This window comes from Bacillus sp. EB106-08-02-XG196, assembly GCF_013396335.1.
Classification (GTDB): domain Bacteria; phylum Bacillota; class Bacilli; order Bacillales; family Cytobacillaceae; genus Neobacillus.
Genome location: NZ_JABWSY010000001.1, coordinates 661,942 through 677,340, shown reverse-complemented (window position 1 = coordinate 677,340; position 15,399 = coordinate 661,942). Strand labels below are relative to the sequence as shown.

Genomic DNA, 15,399 nt, shown 5'->3' with positions numbered 1-15,399 from the left:
GGGAGGAGGAGATTAGGTGAAGAAATGGTTAACACTCATCATTCTTTTTAGTATAGCGGGTTTTGCCTTTTTTACTTTATCAGGTAAAAGTCCGGATAAAGAGAAACCGATAAAACAAGTGGAGCTGACCTTTTTACGGAATTTAGCGAATCCAGCGTTTAATCAGGCCTATGAAGAGATGATTGCTGCCTTTGAAGCAAAGCACCCCACTATCAAGATTAATATGCAATCGATGCACTGGGGAAATGAATATGAATTAAGGCTGCGTACTGAACTGGCTGCCGGAAACCATCCTGATATTATGGCGATTGATAGTCCAAATCTTGCTCTTTATGCAAACTCCGGATCGCTTTTATCGATGGATTCTTTTATGAAAAAGGAAGGCAATATTGACGATATACCCGAAGGTGTATTAAAGGGTTTAACCTATAAGGATGAAATTTACCTTGCTCCCATTGTGGAATCGAGCATTGCTTTATTTTACAATATGAATCTTTTCAGGGAGGCCGGAATCCCCTTCCCTTCAGGAAATCCAGACCATCCCTTGACGTGGGAGGAAGTGCTGGAAATTGCTAAAAAAATCAACAATCCTGCAAAAGGTGTGACCGGGATAGACCCGGCCCAAGGCTTTAATGTAGGAGAAGGACCTGCTTATTTTAAAATGCCGATCCTTTGGCAATTTGGAGCAGATGTTATTAGTCCAGATGGATCAACTGCACAGGGGTATCTCAATTCACCTGAAGCATTAGAAGCCTTACAATTTTATCAAGATTTATATCGTAAGCACGGGGTAGCGTCGGTTGAAATGCCTCCCACTCCTTTTGAAACAGATAAGCTTGGGATGACGGTATTGGGTTCTTGGGCGATATCGGAATTACAACAAACACCTGGTTTTGTACTTGGAGAAGATTATGGGGTCGCCCCCCTGCCGAAGGGGAAACATCAAGTTGTCCCGAATGGTGGCTGGGCACTGGGGATTTCATCGAAAACCAAGCATCCAGAGGAGGCCTGGGAATTTGTGAAATTCGCTACAGGGTATGAGGGTTCGAAATTGTTCGTCGAAATCTCCGGTGATTTACCTGCACGATATTCAGTTGCAAAAGAATTCTCAGAACTCAATGAATATCCCAAAAATATCTTTGTCCAACAAGACCAAAACTACTCAAAAAATCGACCAGTAACTCCAGCCTATCCAGTCATCAGCGAAGCGGTTAAGGATCTATTTGAAGAGGTCGGGCTGCAAGGGAAAAATGTCGAAGAAGCCGCAAACCTAGCGGTAGAGAAGATTAATAATGGTTTAAAAGATATCAAAAAGTAATCCTCAGGTTTAGTGAGCTAGAGGATTTTTAATTTATGTGAACTTGAATTCCTAGTGTATGCGTGCTAGAGGACAAACTTTTCTTGTATCTGCTCGATTCGTCCTCAAGCAGGGGTATTGAGGACAAAACTCGGTGAGCTCAATGAAGATTTGTCCTCAAGCAGGGGTATTGAGGACAAAACTAGTGAGAGCCAAAGAGGATTTGTCCTCAAGCAGGGGTATTGAGGACAAAACTAGTGAGAGCCCAAAGAGGATTTGTCCTCAAGCAAGGGTATTGAAGACAAAACTAGTGAGAGCCCAAAGAGGATTTGACCTCAAGCAGGGGTATTGGGGACAAAACTAGTGAGAGTCTAATAAGGATTTGACCTCAATCATTGGGATTGAGATCAAAACTTGCAGCGGTATCGAAAAGAGATGTCTCCAATCATCAAGAAATTAAAAAAATGTCCTTAAGATTACCTCTCAAGGACAAAATTTTTATAATAAGAAGCATGACATTTTATTGATAAAACGCCCATTGGCCAAGACCTGTAATTTTAAGATTCTTTCCTAGAACTCTGCTTATTCTTTTCCTAGAATCTACTACTTCACACCATTCATGAATAATGTTTGTCGTGATTTTCTTCTCCGGAAACAGAAGCTTGAATTCCTCTACATTGCGCATTATAGCGACTGTTACTAGTTCTGCACATCCACATTTATCACAGATCAATTTCTTCCCAACTATCGTCACTGAAAACGAGTCACATTTGCAGCATGTCATCCCTTTTCTAACCTGATCATAATCATACGCAGGCAACTGAATAATAGGAGGTACTGTTTGGTGCATTGAAATAAGTTTATCTGCAAGAACTTTATGAGAATTATTTAATCGTGATGGTTTCTGATCTATTTTGCTCATAAAGCGATTAAGCTGGGTAGGGAGTATAAATGGCAGGTCAGGTGGGGTTTTATAAAGCGTAAACTGGGGATTAATGAAAATGACATATGCTTCAACAGTTAGTTTACTTCCTAACGATTGAAGAACATTGCTCAGCAGTAACCTACTTCGTTTTAGCTGGTCTAGCGGGTTCTGGATGTCTCGTCCGCTGATGGTTTTAAAATATTCCCCATCATATACGTACTCGCCTTCGAAATTTTTTACTTCAAAAAGGGAATAGGTCCCTTGGAAAATGAGGGATGAATCAAGTTGGAAACTAGATTTATTATTTTCAAGTTGCAAATCATTTAAAATATGACACTCACGCTGAAGTTTCTCTGTCAACTTATCAAACTGTACTTCCCCTTGAAACCCTTTTTCTTGGTTTTGATAATACCTTTGATCATCCCCCGTAAATTTCATTCGTTTGTTCAAAATTCGTAAAATCTTCAATACTAATGATTCACTCCGAACCTTGTATGGCATATCCCACAACCTTTCTCCTTCCCATCATATCGAAAAAATAGAGTGAAAGCGATATCAACTCCCAAAAATATTAAAATACTTCAACCAAAAATATTAAACTCTTCATTCTCTCCATTTTGTTATATTTAACCCATGTTGAAAGTGCTTTCAACGGAACTAAGTTGATAGGAGGGTAAGAGAGTGGAAGAAATAGTAAAAGCAGAGCAAACCATACAGGTTAGTAAACCAGCAGCAACTACAAAACTAAGCAAGAACCTTACTTACATTAAAAAGAACTACATTCTTTATTTGCTTATTGCTCCTGCCGTTATTCTTACAATTATCTTTAAGTACATCCCTATATACGGGGCGACGATTGCCTTTAAAGATTTTAGTCCGATCAGAGGGATTACGGGGAGTGAATGGGTAGGATTTAAACATTTTACAAGTTTCCTAACGTCGCCTAATTTCATCGAAATATTAATGAACACGATTAAGTTAAGTTCCTTTGAACTTTTGATAGGATTTCCTATTCCCATTATATTGGCTCTTATGTTAAACCAACTCCGAAAATCGAGTGTGAAGAAGAATGTTCAGTTAGCCCTATATGCACCGCATTTCATATCTGTAGTTGTCGTTTCAGGAATGGTCTTTCTTTTTCTATCACCGGTTGGACCTATTAATGCGTTGTTATCAACCTTTTTAGATAAGCCGATTTCGTTCATGTCAGACCCTGATTATTTTAGATCCATCTACATTTGGTCGGGAGTTTGGCAAGGGGCAGGCTGGGCTTCGATTGTTTATGTTGCCGCACTTGCGAACGTTGACCCGCAGCTTCATGAAGCAGCAACACTTGACGGGGCGTCACTCCTGCAACGAATCTGGCATATCGATCTTCCGACGCTTAAGCCAGTGATGGCTGTCTTGTTTATCTTAGCGGCAGGAGGAATCATGGGAATTGGTTTTGAAAAAGCCTATTTATTGCAAACATCGATGAATTCACCATCATCAGAAATTATCGCCACTTATGTATATAAACGAGGGCTGCTGGCAGGTGATTATTCGTTTGCGACCGCAGTTGGATTATTTAATGCTGTAGTGAATGTGATTTTACTAGGTGTAGTTAACCAAGTGGTTAAGAAACTAAACGAAGGCGAAGGACTCGTTTAAGGAAGGAGGAAAAGTATGAACAACCAAATCAAACATGCAAAAGGCGACCGAATGCTGCTTTTGACCAATAATATTCTACTAACCATTATCGTCCTTGCCATAGTAGGACCACTATTATATGTCTTTCTATCGTCCTTCCTAGAACCGAATGCAATCATCCGAAAAGGACTATCGTTACATTCCTCTGATTGGTCATTAGAAGGTTATAAGCGGCTCTTTACCGATGACACCATTGTGAGAGGATTTTTTAACTCACTCCTTTATTCAACTGGATTTACGATTGTGACCGTACTCGTTTGTCTCTTTGCTGGTTACACGTTATCGGTAGAAGGTTTAGTTGGTAAAAAGGCATTTATGATTTTCTTCTTATTTACCATGTTTTTTGGCGGAGGCTTGATTCCAACGTATTTTGTTATTCGTGATTTAGGGATGCTGAATACAATTTGGGCGATTATCCTGCCTGGTGCTGTTAATGTCTGGTTTATTATTCTCGCTAGAACTTACTTTAAAGCGGTTCCAAATGAGCTGAAGGAAGCAGCGAGAATCGATGGCGCATCCGATTTAAAAATTTTCTTTCGTATTATTTTACCTTTATCCAAACCGATTATCTTTGTTCTAGCATTATATGCCTTCATTGGACAATGGAATGCTTACTTCGACGCCATGATCTACCTTGATGATCGAGAATTACATCCACTGCAATTAGTATTGCGTTCGATTCTGATTCAAAACGAAGTACAGCCTGGAATGGTTGCGGATGTCGAGGCTAGAAACGAGTTAATGAGGATTTCCGAGATGATCCGCTATTCATCGATTGTGATTGCAAGTTTACCGTTATTGATTATGTACCCATTCTTCCAAAAGTATTTTGAAAAGGGAGTTATGGTTGGTTCACTAAAATAAAAAAAAGTGAGGGTTTATGATGAAAAAAAGAATGTTAACAACAGCTTCAACTCTTCTACTTTCAGGGGCTTTAATCCTTACCGGCTGCAGCAGTAAAAGCGGCGGAAGCGAAAGTTTCTCTTCTAAGGATTATAAGCTTACAGATGTACAGTTCCCCTTGAAAGAGGAAAAAACATTAAAGATTATGACATCCAGTTCACCATTAGCTCCTGAGGATCCTAACGAAAAGTTGATTTTCCAACGCTTACAAGAACAAACAGGTGTAAAAATTGATTGGAGGAATTATACAGGTGATGTTTTTGCTGAAAAGCGAAATTTAGCGATTGCCAGCGGAGAGCTTCCTGATGCAATCTTTAATTCGGCCTTCAGCGACTATGAACTATTAAAGCATGCGAAGGATGGAGTTATTGTTCCGGTTGAGGATTTAATTCAGTATATGCCGAACTTACAAGCTGTCCTTGAAAAAGCACCACAATACAAAGCAATGATGACGGCACCTGATGGCCATATCTATGCATTCCCATGGATTGAGGAGTTAGGTGAAGGAAAAGAAAGTATTCACTCTCTTGATGCATTCCCATGGATTAATATGGAATGGTTAAACAAATTAGGATTAGAAGTTCCAAAAACAACAGAAGAGTTAAAGCAAGTCTTACTCGCTTTTAAAACCCAGGATCCAAATGGTAATGGTGAAGCGGACGAGATCCCCATGTCATTCATCATTAATGATGGCGGACAGGATCCCCATTCATTATTCGGCGCATTTGGTCTAGGCGATAACTGGGATTTCACGGTTGTAACCAACGATGGAGAAGTAAAACTTACTGCGGCTGATGAAAGCTATAAAAAGGCCATTAGCTGGTTTAATGATTTATACAATGAAGGATTAATCGATATCGAGGCATTTGAACATGATTGGAATACGTATCTTGCCAAAGGCCGAGACAAAAAATATGGTTTGTACTTTACATGGGATAAAGGAAATATCACTGGAATGGGCGATGATTACGACCTGTTAGCTCCATTAAAAGGTCCAGAAGGTCATCAAAATGTTGCAAGGACAAATGGAATGGGCTTTGACCGCTCACGTTTAGTTGTTACATCAGCAAATAAAAACCTTGAATTAACAGCAAAGTGGATTGACCAGCTTTATGATCCGTCTCAATCCGTACAGAATAACTGGGGTACGTATGGTGACGATAAGCAACAAAACATTTTTGGCATGGATGAGGCTACAAAAATGTTAAAACACCTTCCTCTAGAAGGTACTGCGCCAGTTGAATTAAGAGAAAAAACATCTGTCGGCGGGCCATTAGCGATCTTAGACAGCTACTACGGTACTGTGACTACCAAACCAGATGATGCTGCTTGGAGATTGAACTTAATGAAAGAAGTAATGGTTCCTTACATGGAAGCCGATAATATTTACCCGCGTGTATTTTTCTCAATTGAAGACCTAGATCGACTTTCTGTGATCGAAACAGATTTGTTTGCTTATATTAAGCGAAAACGTGCCGAATGGATTGCAAATGGCGGCGTTGAAAAAGAATGGAATGAGTATCTAGCAGAATTAGATCGACTTGGATTACAAGAATGGCTTGAGATTAAGCAAAAAGGTTACGATCGAAATTAGGAATAATTCAAGTAAATAATCTGAGGCTGTACAGTGCTTTAGCATACGTACAGCCTTATTTTAAAAGGGAGCGATAAAAAAATGATACAAACCTATAATGAGCAGTATCGTCCACAATTTCATTTTTCACCAGAAGAAAAGTGGATGAATGACCCGAATGGAATGGTCTATTTTAATGATGAATATCATTTGTTCTATCAGTACCATCCATTTGGTACGACCTGGGGACCGATGCACTGGGGACATGCGGTAAGCAAGGACCTGATTCATTGGGAGAACCTGCCGATTGCCTTATATCCGGATGAACTAGGTGCCATTTTTTCAGGAAGCGCGGTCGTAGATTGGAAAAATACCACAGGCTTTTTTGAAAAAGATAACCCAGGAATGGTTGCCCTTTATACGAGTGCCGGCACTTACCCTGATTCTGATAGACCGCTTCAGCAGCAAAGCTTAGCATACAGTAAGGATAATGGAAGAACGTGGGTGAAGTTTGAAGGGAATCCTGTCCTTTCAGACGTGAGCCTTACCGATTACCGTGATCCTAAAGTTTTTTGGCATGAAGAGACCAATAAATGGGTGATGGTACTGGCTACGGGTCAAACCATTACGATTTATACTTCCCTTAACTTAAAGGAATGGGAGTTTGCCAGTGAATTTGGACATACTGCTGGTTCACATGATGGCGTTTGGGAATGCCCAGACTTATTCAAACTACCAGTAGATGGCGGACAAGAAAAGTGGGTAATGATTGTAAGTATCGGTGATAACGGTCAAACAGCAGAAGGTTCCCGAACACAATATTTCATCGGCCAGTTTGATGGAACCACTTTTGTGAATGACCATGACGATTCGACGATTCTCTGGTTAGATTTTGGCAGGGATAATTATGCGGGTGTAAGCTGGTCTGATATCCAAGATGGAAGACGTATTTATCTTGGCTGGATGAGTAACTGGCGCTATGCCAATCAAGTTCCAACAGAGTCTTGGAGAAGTGCGATGACGTTACCACGAGAATTATCCTTGGCTACAACCGAGGCTGGCGTCCGTTTATTCCAGCAACCCGTTGCTGAGGTGAGTAAGATTAGAAAAGAAACGGAATCTTATTCAAAAATGTCAGTTGAATCAGGGAACCGTGTTTCAATCCCTTTAACTCAGTCTTTAATGGAAATAACTATCGAATTTGAAAAAGTAAGTTCAAGCCAATTTGGATTAATCATACAGCATTCTGAACAAGAAAAAACGGTCATTGGTTATAATGCAGTAGAAGAGAAGTTATTTGTCGACCGAACACTTTCTGGGGAACATAGCTTTTCGACATCTTTCCAAGCTGTACAGGAAGCCCTATTAAAGTTGGATCAGCAAAGGTTGAAACTTCAATTGTTTTTAGATGCTTCTTCTATTGAGGTGTTTGCAAACAATGGTGAGGCTGCTATTACAAGCTTATTGTTCCCGCGTGAGTCAAGCAAAGAGCTAATTTTATTTTCAAATGAAGGAACTACAAATGTTTCGCATTTAAAAATAACGGAACTTGATTCTATTTGGAGCAAGTAAGTGAAGTGTGGAAGCTCTAATCGCTTAAATGGTTAGAGCTTTATTTTTTAAAAGGATGGTGTTTGGTTTGAGTTCATCAATTATATGCATGGGTGAATTATTAATCGATTTTTTCTGTACTGATGTGGACATTAACTTAATAGAGGGGCAAAATTTCCAAAAACAAGCTGGGGGAGCGCCGGCTAATGTATGTGCGACGATTGCGAAATTAGGAGGTACGGCTCTTTTTAGCGGAAAGGTTGGGAACGATCCATTTGGGCAATTTCTAAAGAAGACACTTGATGACGCCAAAGTAGATACATCAATGGTCGTGTTCGATGATTTCCATCCAACCACATTGGCGTTTGTTTCCTTACAGGCAAATGGCGAAAGAGATTTTGTATTTAATCGCGGGGCTGATGCCTTTTTAGTAGAGGAAGAAATTGATAGAGATAAGCTAAATGGGGCCGCTATTCATCATTTTGGCTCTGCCACTGCTTTATTAAGCGACCCCTTTCAATCCACTTATTTTCATGTCATGCGTAATGCGAAGGAACAAGGGAAATTTATTTCATTTGATCCAAATTATCGAAAAGATCTTTGGAAAAACAGAATTCCTGAATTTATCAACTTGGCAAAGGAGGGAATCGCCTTAGCTGATTTTGTGAAAGTAAGTGATGAGGAGCTAAACCTCATTTCAGGAATCCATAACCTGGCTGAGGGAACAAATAATCTTCATGAGTTAGGTGCAAAAATAGTTGCTGTGACATTAGGGAGTAAAGGAACCTACCTTTCCAATGGGAAAAATAGCGAAATCGTTCCAAGTGTAAAAATAAAATCCATTGACTCCACTGGTGCTGGTGACGCATTTGTTGGGGCAACCTTATACCAATTCGCAAAAGGTAAACCTGAGATAGAAGACTTTGAAAAACTTAAAGAAATTATTTATTTTAGTAATAAAGTAGGTGCTTTGGTATGTACGAAGGTAGGTGCCATTGCTGCAATCCCTACGTTAGAAGACATTCTATCTGTAAGATCCTGATATCCATATTTGTTGTTCAAACTTCCGTCATAACATTTCAAACAAACTGTGAACTTAACACTGTACCCATGTTAATAATTACCACAATCCCATATAGTGTAAGTATAAAGAACAAACAAATTTTAAAAGGCGGAATGACTTATGTTTAACAACTTTTTAAGAGAAAATAAAATCTCTGCAGCTATTTTAACTATTATTCGTTTATACCTTGGATACGCTTGGTTCACAGCTGGTTTTCATAAAATTACAGGCGGCTTCGACGCTTCTGGATTTCTAAAAGGAGCGATTGCTAAACCGGTAACAGGTCCTGACGGCAATATGGTTTACGGCTGGTACGTGAACTTTTTAGAAAGCTTTGCATTACCGAACATCGATGTCTTCAACTTCATCGTTCCTTGGGGCGAAACATTAATCGGTTTAGGACTTATGCTTGGATGTTTAACAACTGCAGCCATGTTCTTTGGTCTAGTGATGAACTTCAGCTTTTTCTTAGCAGGAACCGTATCTCATAACCCAACAGACATTTTCTTAGGCTTCATCATCCTAACAGCAGGCTACAACGCAGGTAAATACGGTCTAGACTACTGGGTAGTTCCATTCATCAACAAAAAAATTGGTAAGGATAAAGCAAAAGCAACTGCATAACAAGTAGTAACTCGAAAAGACGATTCTTCCCCCTCGAATCGTCTTTTTCATATGGGTGACAATATGGGTGACAGGCACCGCCCGTGGACACTGTCCACCTGAGGCGGACAGTCCCCTATTCTATTCGGTATTCTTTTGGTATTGGCATTTCTATTTGTTGGTCGGCGTTTTTTGCTACTGACATTAGACTCATTATGATTATCGCTGTACAAGATCCTGTGATTACACCTGCAATAAAAGTTAACATTATTTTCTCCTCCATTTTTCACATAATCGTAGGACGGGTTACATATTCGGTAACTGGCTAGCCTGGTTATTAACTTTAGCCCCTGCAGTTTTGCGTCATCACCTTTCGGTCATTTTGCCTTTTCGTACGATTAATGTATTTATTTATTTTTGGTGAATATTCCTTAGTATTCTATTGTATCGGCAACGTTGTTTTGAAAGTTTAATAAATTTATCATTTAGCACCCTTTTATTTGGGTTCGATGACGATTGCTTGTGAGCCCATTTGCTCCCATGAGGCGATGAAATTTTCTCTATCTACTTTTTTATTTTTTGTTCCATAGGGATCGTTAAGATAGATGTATTCTTGATCGTAGCCGGTAATGACGACGCTGTGCATTTTAAACGTAATCCCAACAGTTCCTTGTGGAGTAGTCCAAGTTTCGAAATCCACTATTGGTGAAAAGCTGCTGGTGGTAATCACCCATACAGGCAGACCCTGATTTATTTTTTCCAGAATGGTGGAAAAGGGATAGTTTGATAGATTTTGAACCACAAACTGGTCCGTAACATTGGTATTCGCCAAATAAAAAATAGGTCCATGGTAGACACCTAACCCAGGACCATCTTCCATATTTCCGACAAATCCCATGTTGGGGTTTCCATTTTTCCCATCCCTATATTGGAGAGGGACACGTGGGACTTGTGCCGCTAGTTGATTTTTACTCACATCGATTCCCCAATATTGAAGTAACATGGCCAAACTTGTTACTTCGCAGCCGTTAAATAACCGTGGTTCATCCATTTGATTGAGTAAAGGAACATCCAATTGGATTTCCTCGGACAGTACCACTTTTGTGAAAGGAGTAGCAACTTCATCCATGTTACCTCTTGTACCTACATCTGCCAATATTGAAAAACACAAAACTAATAGACTAAAACCATATATAACAACCTTTTTCACAGCTGCATCCTCCAGTCGCAGAAAATTAACTGCCTCGTAAAATCACAACGGTTACCCGCCGATTTGACTGGCGGTTTTCATCCGTATCATTTGGATAAAGCGGCTGATATTCTCCAAATCCTGAAAATTGCATGCGACTTGCTTGAACCTTTTGAGAATCAAAGTAGTGGAGAACACTGGCAGCTCGAGCGGCAGACAATTCCCAATTGGAAGTATAGATTGTATTATGTGCCGGGACATTGTCAGTATGACCCTCAATGCTAATTGGATTAGGAACGGTATTAATCAAGCCTACAAGCCCGTTTAAGGTTTGAAATGAGTGTTCCTTCAAATCCGCTCTGCCAGAATCAAATAAAATTACATCCTTTAATGACACTTCAATCCCTTTTTCCGTATCCTCTAGAGAGACCATATCCTGCAGATTGTTGGTATTGATGTAGCTTTCAAGCTGCTGCTTCAACACATCTAGTTCTTTATCATTCGTTTCTTCCTCGGGTAATCCGACCTCCGGTTGAGGAGAAGAAGGGGTGGGTGAAAGACCAGCATGTACACTTTCTATTTTTGTCCCTGTTAATTCAGATTGAAAGGATTCCATGATGGATTGATATTTTACTTTGTCAACGGTACTGGCTGCATATAAGACAATGAACAATGCTAATAACAGTGTTAATAGGTCAGCATATGGAATCAGCCAGGATTCATCAAAATGTTCATCATGGTCAGTGTTAAAGGCCCTTTTCCGTTTCCTCATGCCGATTTCTCCTCAAAATAATCATCTTCTTCAAGTTGACTTTCTGCTTTAACCCGTTCAGACGGTGGAATATGGACCGTCAGCTTTTTCTCCAAGGCACTAGGCAAAACTCCCTGATAGATAGAGAGCAGCCCTTCAATGATAATCAGTTTTAATTCCTGCTCTTGTTTGGAAAGTCTCTTTAATTTGTTCGCTAATGGATGCCAAAGGACATAACCGGAAAAAATCCCAAGTAAGGTAGCAATGAAAGCTGCTGAAATCGAATGACCGATTTTTTCTATTTCGGATAATGAGCCAAGAGCAGCAATTAGACCGACTACGGCCCCAAGAACACCAAGCGTCGGAGCATACGTACCCGCTTGGGTAAAAATAAGGGCGCCTGTTTTATGACGCTGTTCAATCGCCTCGACTTCATCGAATAGAACTTCCTCTATGAAATCCGCATCATAGCCATCGATGATCATTTCAAGACCTTTTTTAAAAAAAGGATCGTCTGTTGATTCAGCGATTTCCTCTAAAGCTAAAAACCCCTCTTTTTTGGCCATCTCCGCACATTCTATTAATCTAGCAATCTGTTCTGCCTTCGAAGGAAGTTTCGGTTCCACCAGAGCAATTTTTAACAGGATCGGAAATTTTTTAATTTCTCGGAACGGAAATGCAATAAGTATCGCAGCGGCTGTCCCGCCAAAAATAATCAGATATGCCGCAGGATTGTTCAGGGATGCAAGTGGTGCTCCTTTTAAAATCATCCCTATACCAATTGCCGCGAGTGCCAATAAAATTCCAAAAATACTAGACATAAATTTCTCCTTTAGTTTATCTTTAATTTAGTTTTAATAAATTACATTCTTCGTAAAACGGAAAATTCAACCATGAAAGGGGAAGTCGCTTGAAGATCCAACAAAGTCAAGCTATCAATCAGGATCGATTTATTCCAGTGCGGGAGAAAGGGAAAGAATCCCCTTCTTTTCAACAAATTTTTCAGGAATCACAAGTTGATTTAACAAAGGATCGTTTACAAACGCTACTCAAGGATTTGGAGCAAATCGGTATTCGCTTAAGTAGCTCTCAATCAGTAAAGGATTTACTGGCGTTTAAACAAAGCATTCAAGACTTTTTAAAAGAAGTCGTTCAAAATGGTTACTCCATAGAAGAGTATCGGTCATTTCACTCCAATGGTAGAGATAAAAGACTAAAAATAATTAAACAAATTGACCAACAGCTGATTAAGCTTTCGGAGCAAGTTATGGAAAAACAAACCAATTCTGTCGACCTTTTGAAGACAATCGGAGAAATTAAAGGGCTTTTAGTAAACTTATACATGTAGAGAGGAGTACGACTATGCTTCGAGGAATTGATACCGCTGCCTCCGGGATGATTGCGTTACAGAGGAGACAAAATGCACTTACGAATAATTTGACTAATGTCGAAACCCCAGGGTTTAAACAGGACTCAAGTCCGCTGCGTTCCTTCCCAGAAATGTTACTAGAACGCATTCGACAAACAGAAACTTCAGGAGAAACACCAAAAATCGGTACATTGTCGATGGGGGTCTATAATCAAGAAACCTTACCACTTTTTTCACAGGGAAGTCTGGTGAACAGCAATATGCCTTTTGATGTTGCGATTAACGACCAAAACCTGTCTCCTATTTTAGAAAACGGTGAATCCATCAAACCAGCTGCCTTTTTTGCTGTACAAACTGCTGATGGCAGTTTTCAATTTACGCGAAACGGAAGGTTTTCCGTCAATGAAAATGGACAGCTGACCACTTCATCCGGAGATTTGGTATTAGGGAAAAATGGCCGACCTATCTCGGACCGAGAATTGACCTCTGGAAATGTATCCATCCAAAATAATGGGGATATTATCGCTAACCCTAATGACCCAGCACGGGCACGAATCATTGCCTCGCTAGGAATCATGGTGGTCAATAACCCAAATCAATTAGTTAAAAAAGATAATGGTCTCTATGCGCTTGAGGGGGCAGCTTCAGGTATGCTTGCCCAGACTCTTCCAGTCGGTTTACAGCTGCATCATAAAATGATTGAGCAATCGAATGTTGATACATCCCAAACGATTACCGAAATGATGACTAATATTCGGTTGTATGAGGCAAATCAAAAGGTACTTCAAGCCTATGATAAAACACTAGAACAATTAAACACGATTGGAAGGGTATAAGCTATGAATACATCTTTATTTATTGCTTCGTCTGGTGTTCGCGCCTATCAAGGGAAGTTAGATACCATCGCTAATAATATTTCGAATGTGGAATCAACAGGCTTTAAGCGCAGAGAAGCCACTTTTTCTGACAATCTAACCATTTCGATTCAAAACCAAACAGAGGCTCAAAAGGAGATGGGACGTTTGTCTCCTCTAGGCATTCGAACTACCTTTGGATCGCGTCTGGCGGCAACGCCATTGGATTTCACTCAAGGTGTTCCTAAGCAAACAGATCAGCCCTTTGATTTCATGATTGAAGGGAACGGCTATTTCCAAGTACAACGAACAACAGGAACAACAACGGAAATTTTGTATACGAGAGGTGGAGCCTTTCAACAATCTCCTGTTGGCGGCGGTCGATTTCAGCTGGTAAACGCCCACGGAGACGTGCTGCTTGATCAAAATCGAAATCCAATTGAATGGAGCACAGACAATGAATTTGTGGTGGCCAGCGATGGAACCATAACGGGGACAAACCAGCAAATCGGTTTGGTCGACTTCAACAATCCACAGCTGTTAAAGGATGATGGCGGGGTTTACTGGTTAACTGGCGGAGCCGTTACAACTGTAGCTTCACAAATCAAACAAGGGTTTTTAGAATCGTCCAATGTGGATTTGAATCAGGAAATGACCGAAATGATCAAGGCACAAAGAGGCTATCAGGCCAATGCCCGCGCGCTTAGCTATGCCGATCAGATGATGGGAATTGCAAATGGGATCATGAGGTCTTAACGGAATTTATACCAATCAAGCAACGGTAGTCAGTGCTGCCGTTTCTTTTTTTGAAAAAAATAAGAAATACTCTAAACATTAAACAACAAACTGCCGATACAAAAAGTATGGATAGAGTTAAAAGGAGCGGACTTTATGAAAATCAATCCAATTAATCGAATTGATGCGGCATATCAGGCATACCAAAAGAATAACCAGCCGAAAAGGGAAGAAGTAATAAACAAACCACAAGCTGACAAAGTAGAATTATCAAGTGAAGCAAAGCTTCAGATACAAAAAGAAAAAGAGGCAAAAATAGAGCAGTTGAAAAACCAAATTGCCAATGGCACCTACAAAGTAGACAGTGAAAAGTTAGCGGATAAACTACTTTCAGCTTGGAAGACAGGTGCGAAAATCGATGAATAGCCTCACAGAAGTTTTGCAGATGTTAACCGACCTGCATATCACATTATTAGAAACCGCAAAGAAAAAGCAGGACATCCTAATTTCTGCAGAAATTAATCCGCTGCTTGCTATCATGGCGGATGAATCTAAGCTTATCAAAAAAATCAAAGAAGCAGATGAGATGAGAATGGAAGTATTAGAACACGACAAATCCTATCTCCCACTTTCGAAGTTAATTGAACAACAGCCAGATGGAGTGACAAAGGCTGAGTGGTCATCGAAACTGAAATTACTTCAGCGTTTATTTGAAGAAATTGATAAAGTAAACAACCTTAACCAGCAATTGATACAGCAATCCTTAACCTATACACAGTTCATGATCGAGCAAATGCTTCCGCAATCAAAGGATTCGGGTCTTTATAGTTCAGAAGCAGCAGCCCAAGATTCAAGGGAATATGCTCGTTTGTTTGATTTAAAAGCATAGGGGAGAAA

General features: G+C 40.0%; 17 protein-coding genes and 1 riboswitch. Of the genes, 12 read left to right on the top strand and 5 right to left on the bottom strand.

Annotated elements, in window-relative coordinates; translation table 11 throughout:
- Nucleotides 1-16 precede the first annotated feature (16 nt).
- Nucleotides 17-1,318, top strand: coding sequence for an ABC transporter substrate-binding protein (locus MLOOGBEN_RS03155; RefSeq protein WP_368737750.1), 1,302 nt, complete (start codon nucleotides 17-19; stop codon nucleotides 1,316-1,318).
- Between the two features lie 499 nt (nucleotides 1,319-1,817).
- Here MLOOGBEN_RS03155 and MLOOGBEN_RS03150 read toward each other — a convergent pair whose 3' ends face one another.
- Nucleotides 1,818-2,723 (bottom strand): nuclease-related domain-containing protein, encoded by a 906-nt coding sequence (locus tag MLOOGBEN_RS03150; protein ID WP_179156790.1) that lies wholly within the window; start codon nucleotides 2,721-2,723, stop codon nucleotides 1,818-1,820.
- Between the two features lie 210 nt (nucleotides 2,724-2,933).
- Here MLOOGBEN_RS03150 and MLOOGBEN_RS03145 point away from each other — a divergent pair, with 210 nt between their 5' ends.
- The 6 genes from MLOOGBEN_RS03145 (at nucleotide 2,934) to MLOOGBEN_RS03120 (ending at nucleotide 9,625) form a co-directional block, all read left to right on the top strand.
- On the top strand, nucleotides 2,934-3,872 hold the full coding sequence (locus tag MLOOGBEN_RS03145) for an ABC transporter permease (RefSeq protein ID WP_368737753.1): 939 nt from the start codon (nucleotides 2,934-2,936) through the stop codon (nucleotides 3,870-3,872).
- A gap of 15 nt (nucleotides 3,873-3,887) precedes the next feature.
- Nucleotides 3,888-4,775 (top strand): carbohydrate ABC transporter permease, encoded by an 888-nt coding sequence (locus MLOOGBEN_RS03140; RefSeq protein ID WP_179156788.1) that lies wholly within the window; start codon nucleotides 3,888-3,890, stop codon nucleotides 4,773-4,775.
- Nucleotides 4,776-4,794: 19 nt separating this feature from the next.
- A complete protein-coding gene (locus MLOOGBEN_RS03135) occupies nucleotides 4,795-6,408 on the top strand; it encodes an ABC transporter substrate-binding protein (RefSeq protein ID WP_179156787.1) in 1,614 nt (537 codons plus the stop codon).
- 81 nt (nucleotides 6,409-6,489) lie between these two features.
- The gene (locus MLOOGBEN_RS03130; RefSeq protein ID WP_179156786.1) at nucleotides 6,490-7,959 is read left to right on the top strand and encodes a glycoside hydrolase family 32 protein; all 1,470 of its coding nucleotides are present in this window, start codon (nucleotides 6,490-6,492) and stop codon (nucleotides 7,957-7,959) included.
- Between the two features lie 88 nt (nucleotides 7,960-8,047).
- Entirely contained in the window at nucleotides 8,048-8,980 is a 933-nt protein-coding gene (locus MLOOGBEN_RS03125; RefSeq protein ID WP_483296373.1) for a carbohydrate kinase family protein, read from the top strand.
- 141 nt (nucleotides 8,981-9,121) lie between these two features.
- A complete protein-coding gene (locus tag MLOOGBEN_RS03120; RefSeq protein WP_179156785.1) occupies nucleotides 9,122-9,625 on the top strand; it encodes a DoxX family protein in 504 nt (167 codons plus the stop codon).
- Nucleotides 9,626-9,740: 115 nt separating this feature from the next.
- On the opposite strand, the gene MLOOGBEN_RS03115 is transcribed toward MLOOGBEN_RS03120, so the two are convergent.
- The 4 genes from MLOOGBEN_RS03115 to motA all read right to left on the bottom strand — a co-directional run bounded on the left by MLOOGBEN_RS03115 (nucleotide 9,741) and on the right by motA (nucleotide 12,365).
- Nucleotides 9,741-9,872, bottom strand: a complete 132-nt coding sequence (locus tag MLOOGBEN_RS03115; protein ID WP_179156784.1) for a DUF3789 domain-containing protein — start codon at nucleotides 9,870-9,872, stop codon at nucleotides 9,741-9,743.
- 45 nt (nucleotides 9,873-9,917) lie between these two features.
- Nucleotides 9,918-10,001: riboswitch (cyclic di-GMP riboswitch) on the bottom strand.
- Between the two features lie 99 nt (nucleotides 10,002-10,100).
- Entirely contained in the window at nucleotides 10,101-10,733 is a 633-nt protein-coding gene (locus MLOOGBEN_RS03110) for a C39 family peptidase (protein WP_179156876.1), read from the bottom strand.
- Between the two features lie 106 nt (nucleotides 10,734-10,839).
- A complete protein-coding gene (locus MLOOGBEN_RS03105) occupies nucleotides 10,840-11,565 on the bottom strand; it encodes a flagellar motor protein MotB (RefSeq protein WP_179156783.1) in 726 nt (241 codons plus the stop codon).
- A complete protein-coding gene (gene motA / locus MLOOGBEN_RS03100; RefSeq protein ID WP_179156782.1) occupies nucleotides 11,562-12,365 on the bottom strand; it encodes a flagellar motor stator protein MotA in 804 nt (267 codons plus the stop codon). The genes MLOOGBEN_RS03105 and motA overlap by 4 nt, the downstream gene beginning before the upstream one ends.
- 89 nt (nucleotides 12,366-12,454) lie before the next feature.
- Here motA and MLOOGBEN_RS03095 point away from each other — a divergent pair, with 89 nt between their 5' ends.
- The 5 genes from MLOOGBEN_RS03095 (at nucleotide 12,455) to MLOOGBEN_RS03075 (ending at nucleotide 15,391) form a co-directional block, all read left to right on the top strand.
- A complete protein-coding gene (locus tag MLOOGBEN_RS03095; protein WP_179156781.1) occupies nucleotides 12,455-12,892 on the top strand; it encodes a YaaR family protein in 438 nt (145 codons plus the stop codon).
- Nucleotides 12,893-12,906: 14 nt separating this feature from the next.
- On the top strand, nucleotides 12,907-13,749 hold the full coding sequence (locus tag MLOOGBEN_RS03090; RefSeq protein WP_179156780.1) for a flagellar hook-basal body protein: 843 nt from the start codon (nucleotides 12,907-12,909) through the stop codon (nucleotides 13,747-13,749).
- Nucleotides 13,750-13,752: 3 nt separating this feature from the next.
- Nucleotides 13,753-14,523, top strand: coding sequence for a flagellar hook-basal body protein (locus MLOOGBEN_RS03085; protein WP_179156779.1), 771 nt, complete (start codon nucleotides 13,753-13,755; stop codon nucleotides 14,521-14,523).
- Nucleotides 14,524-14,658: 135 nt separating this feature from the next.
- Complete coding sequence (flgM, locus tag MLOOGBEN_RS03080; RefSeq protein WP_179156778.1) at nucleotides 14,659-14,928, top strand: flagellar biosynthesis anti-sigma factor FlgM; 270 nt, start codon at nucleotides 14,659-14,661, stop codon at nucleotides 14,926-14,928.
- Nucleotides 14,921-15,391 carry a flagellar protein FlgN gene (locus MLOOGBEN_RS03075; protein ID WP_179156777.1) on the top strand — a complete coding sequence of 157 codons (471 nt, stop codon included), beginning with the start codon at nucleotides 14,921-14,923 and terminating at the stop codon, nucleotides 15,389-15,391. The genes flgM and MLOOGBEN_RS03075 overlap by 8 nt, the downstream gene beginning before the upstream one ends.
- Nucleotides 15,392-15,399: the final 8 nt, after the last annotated feature.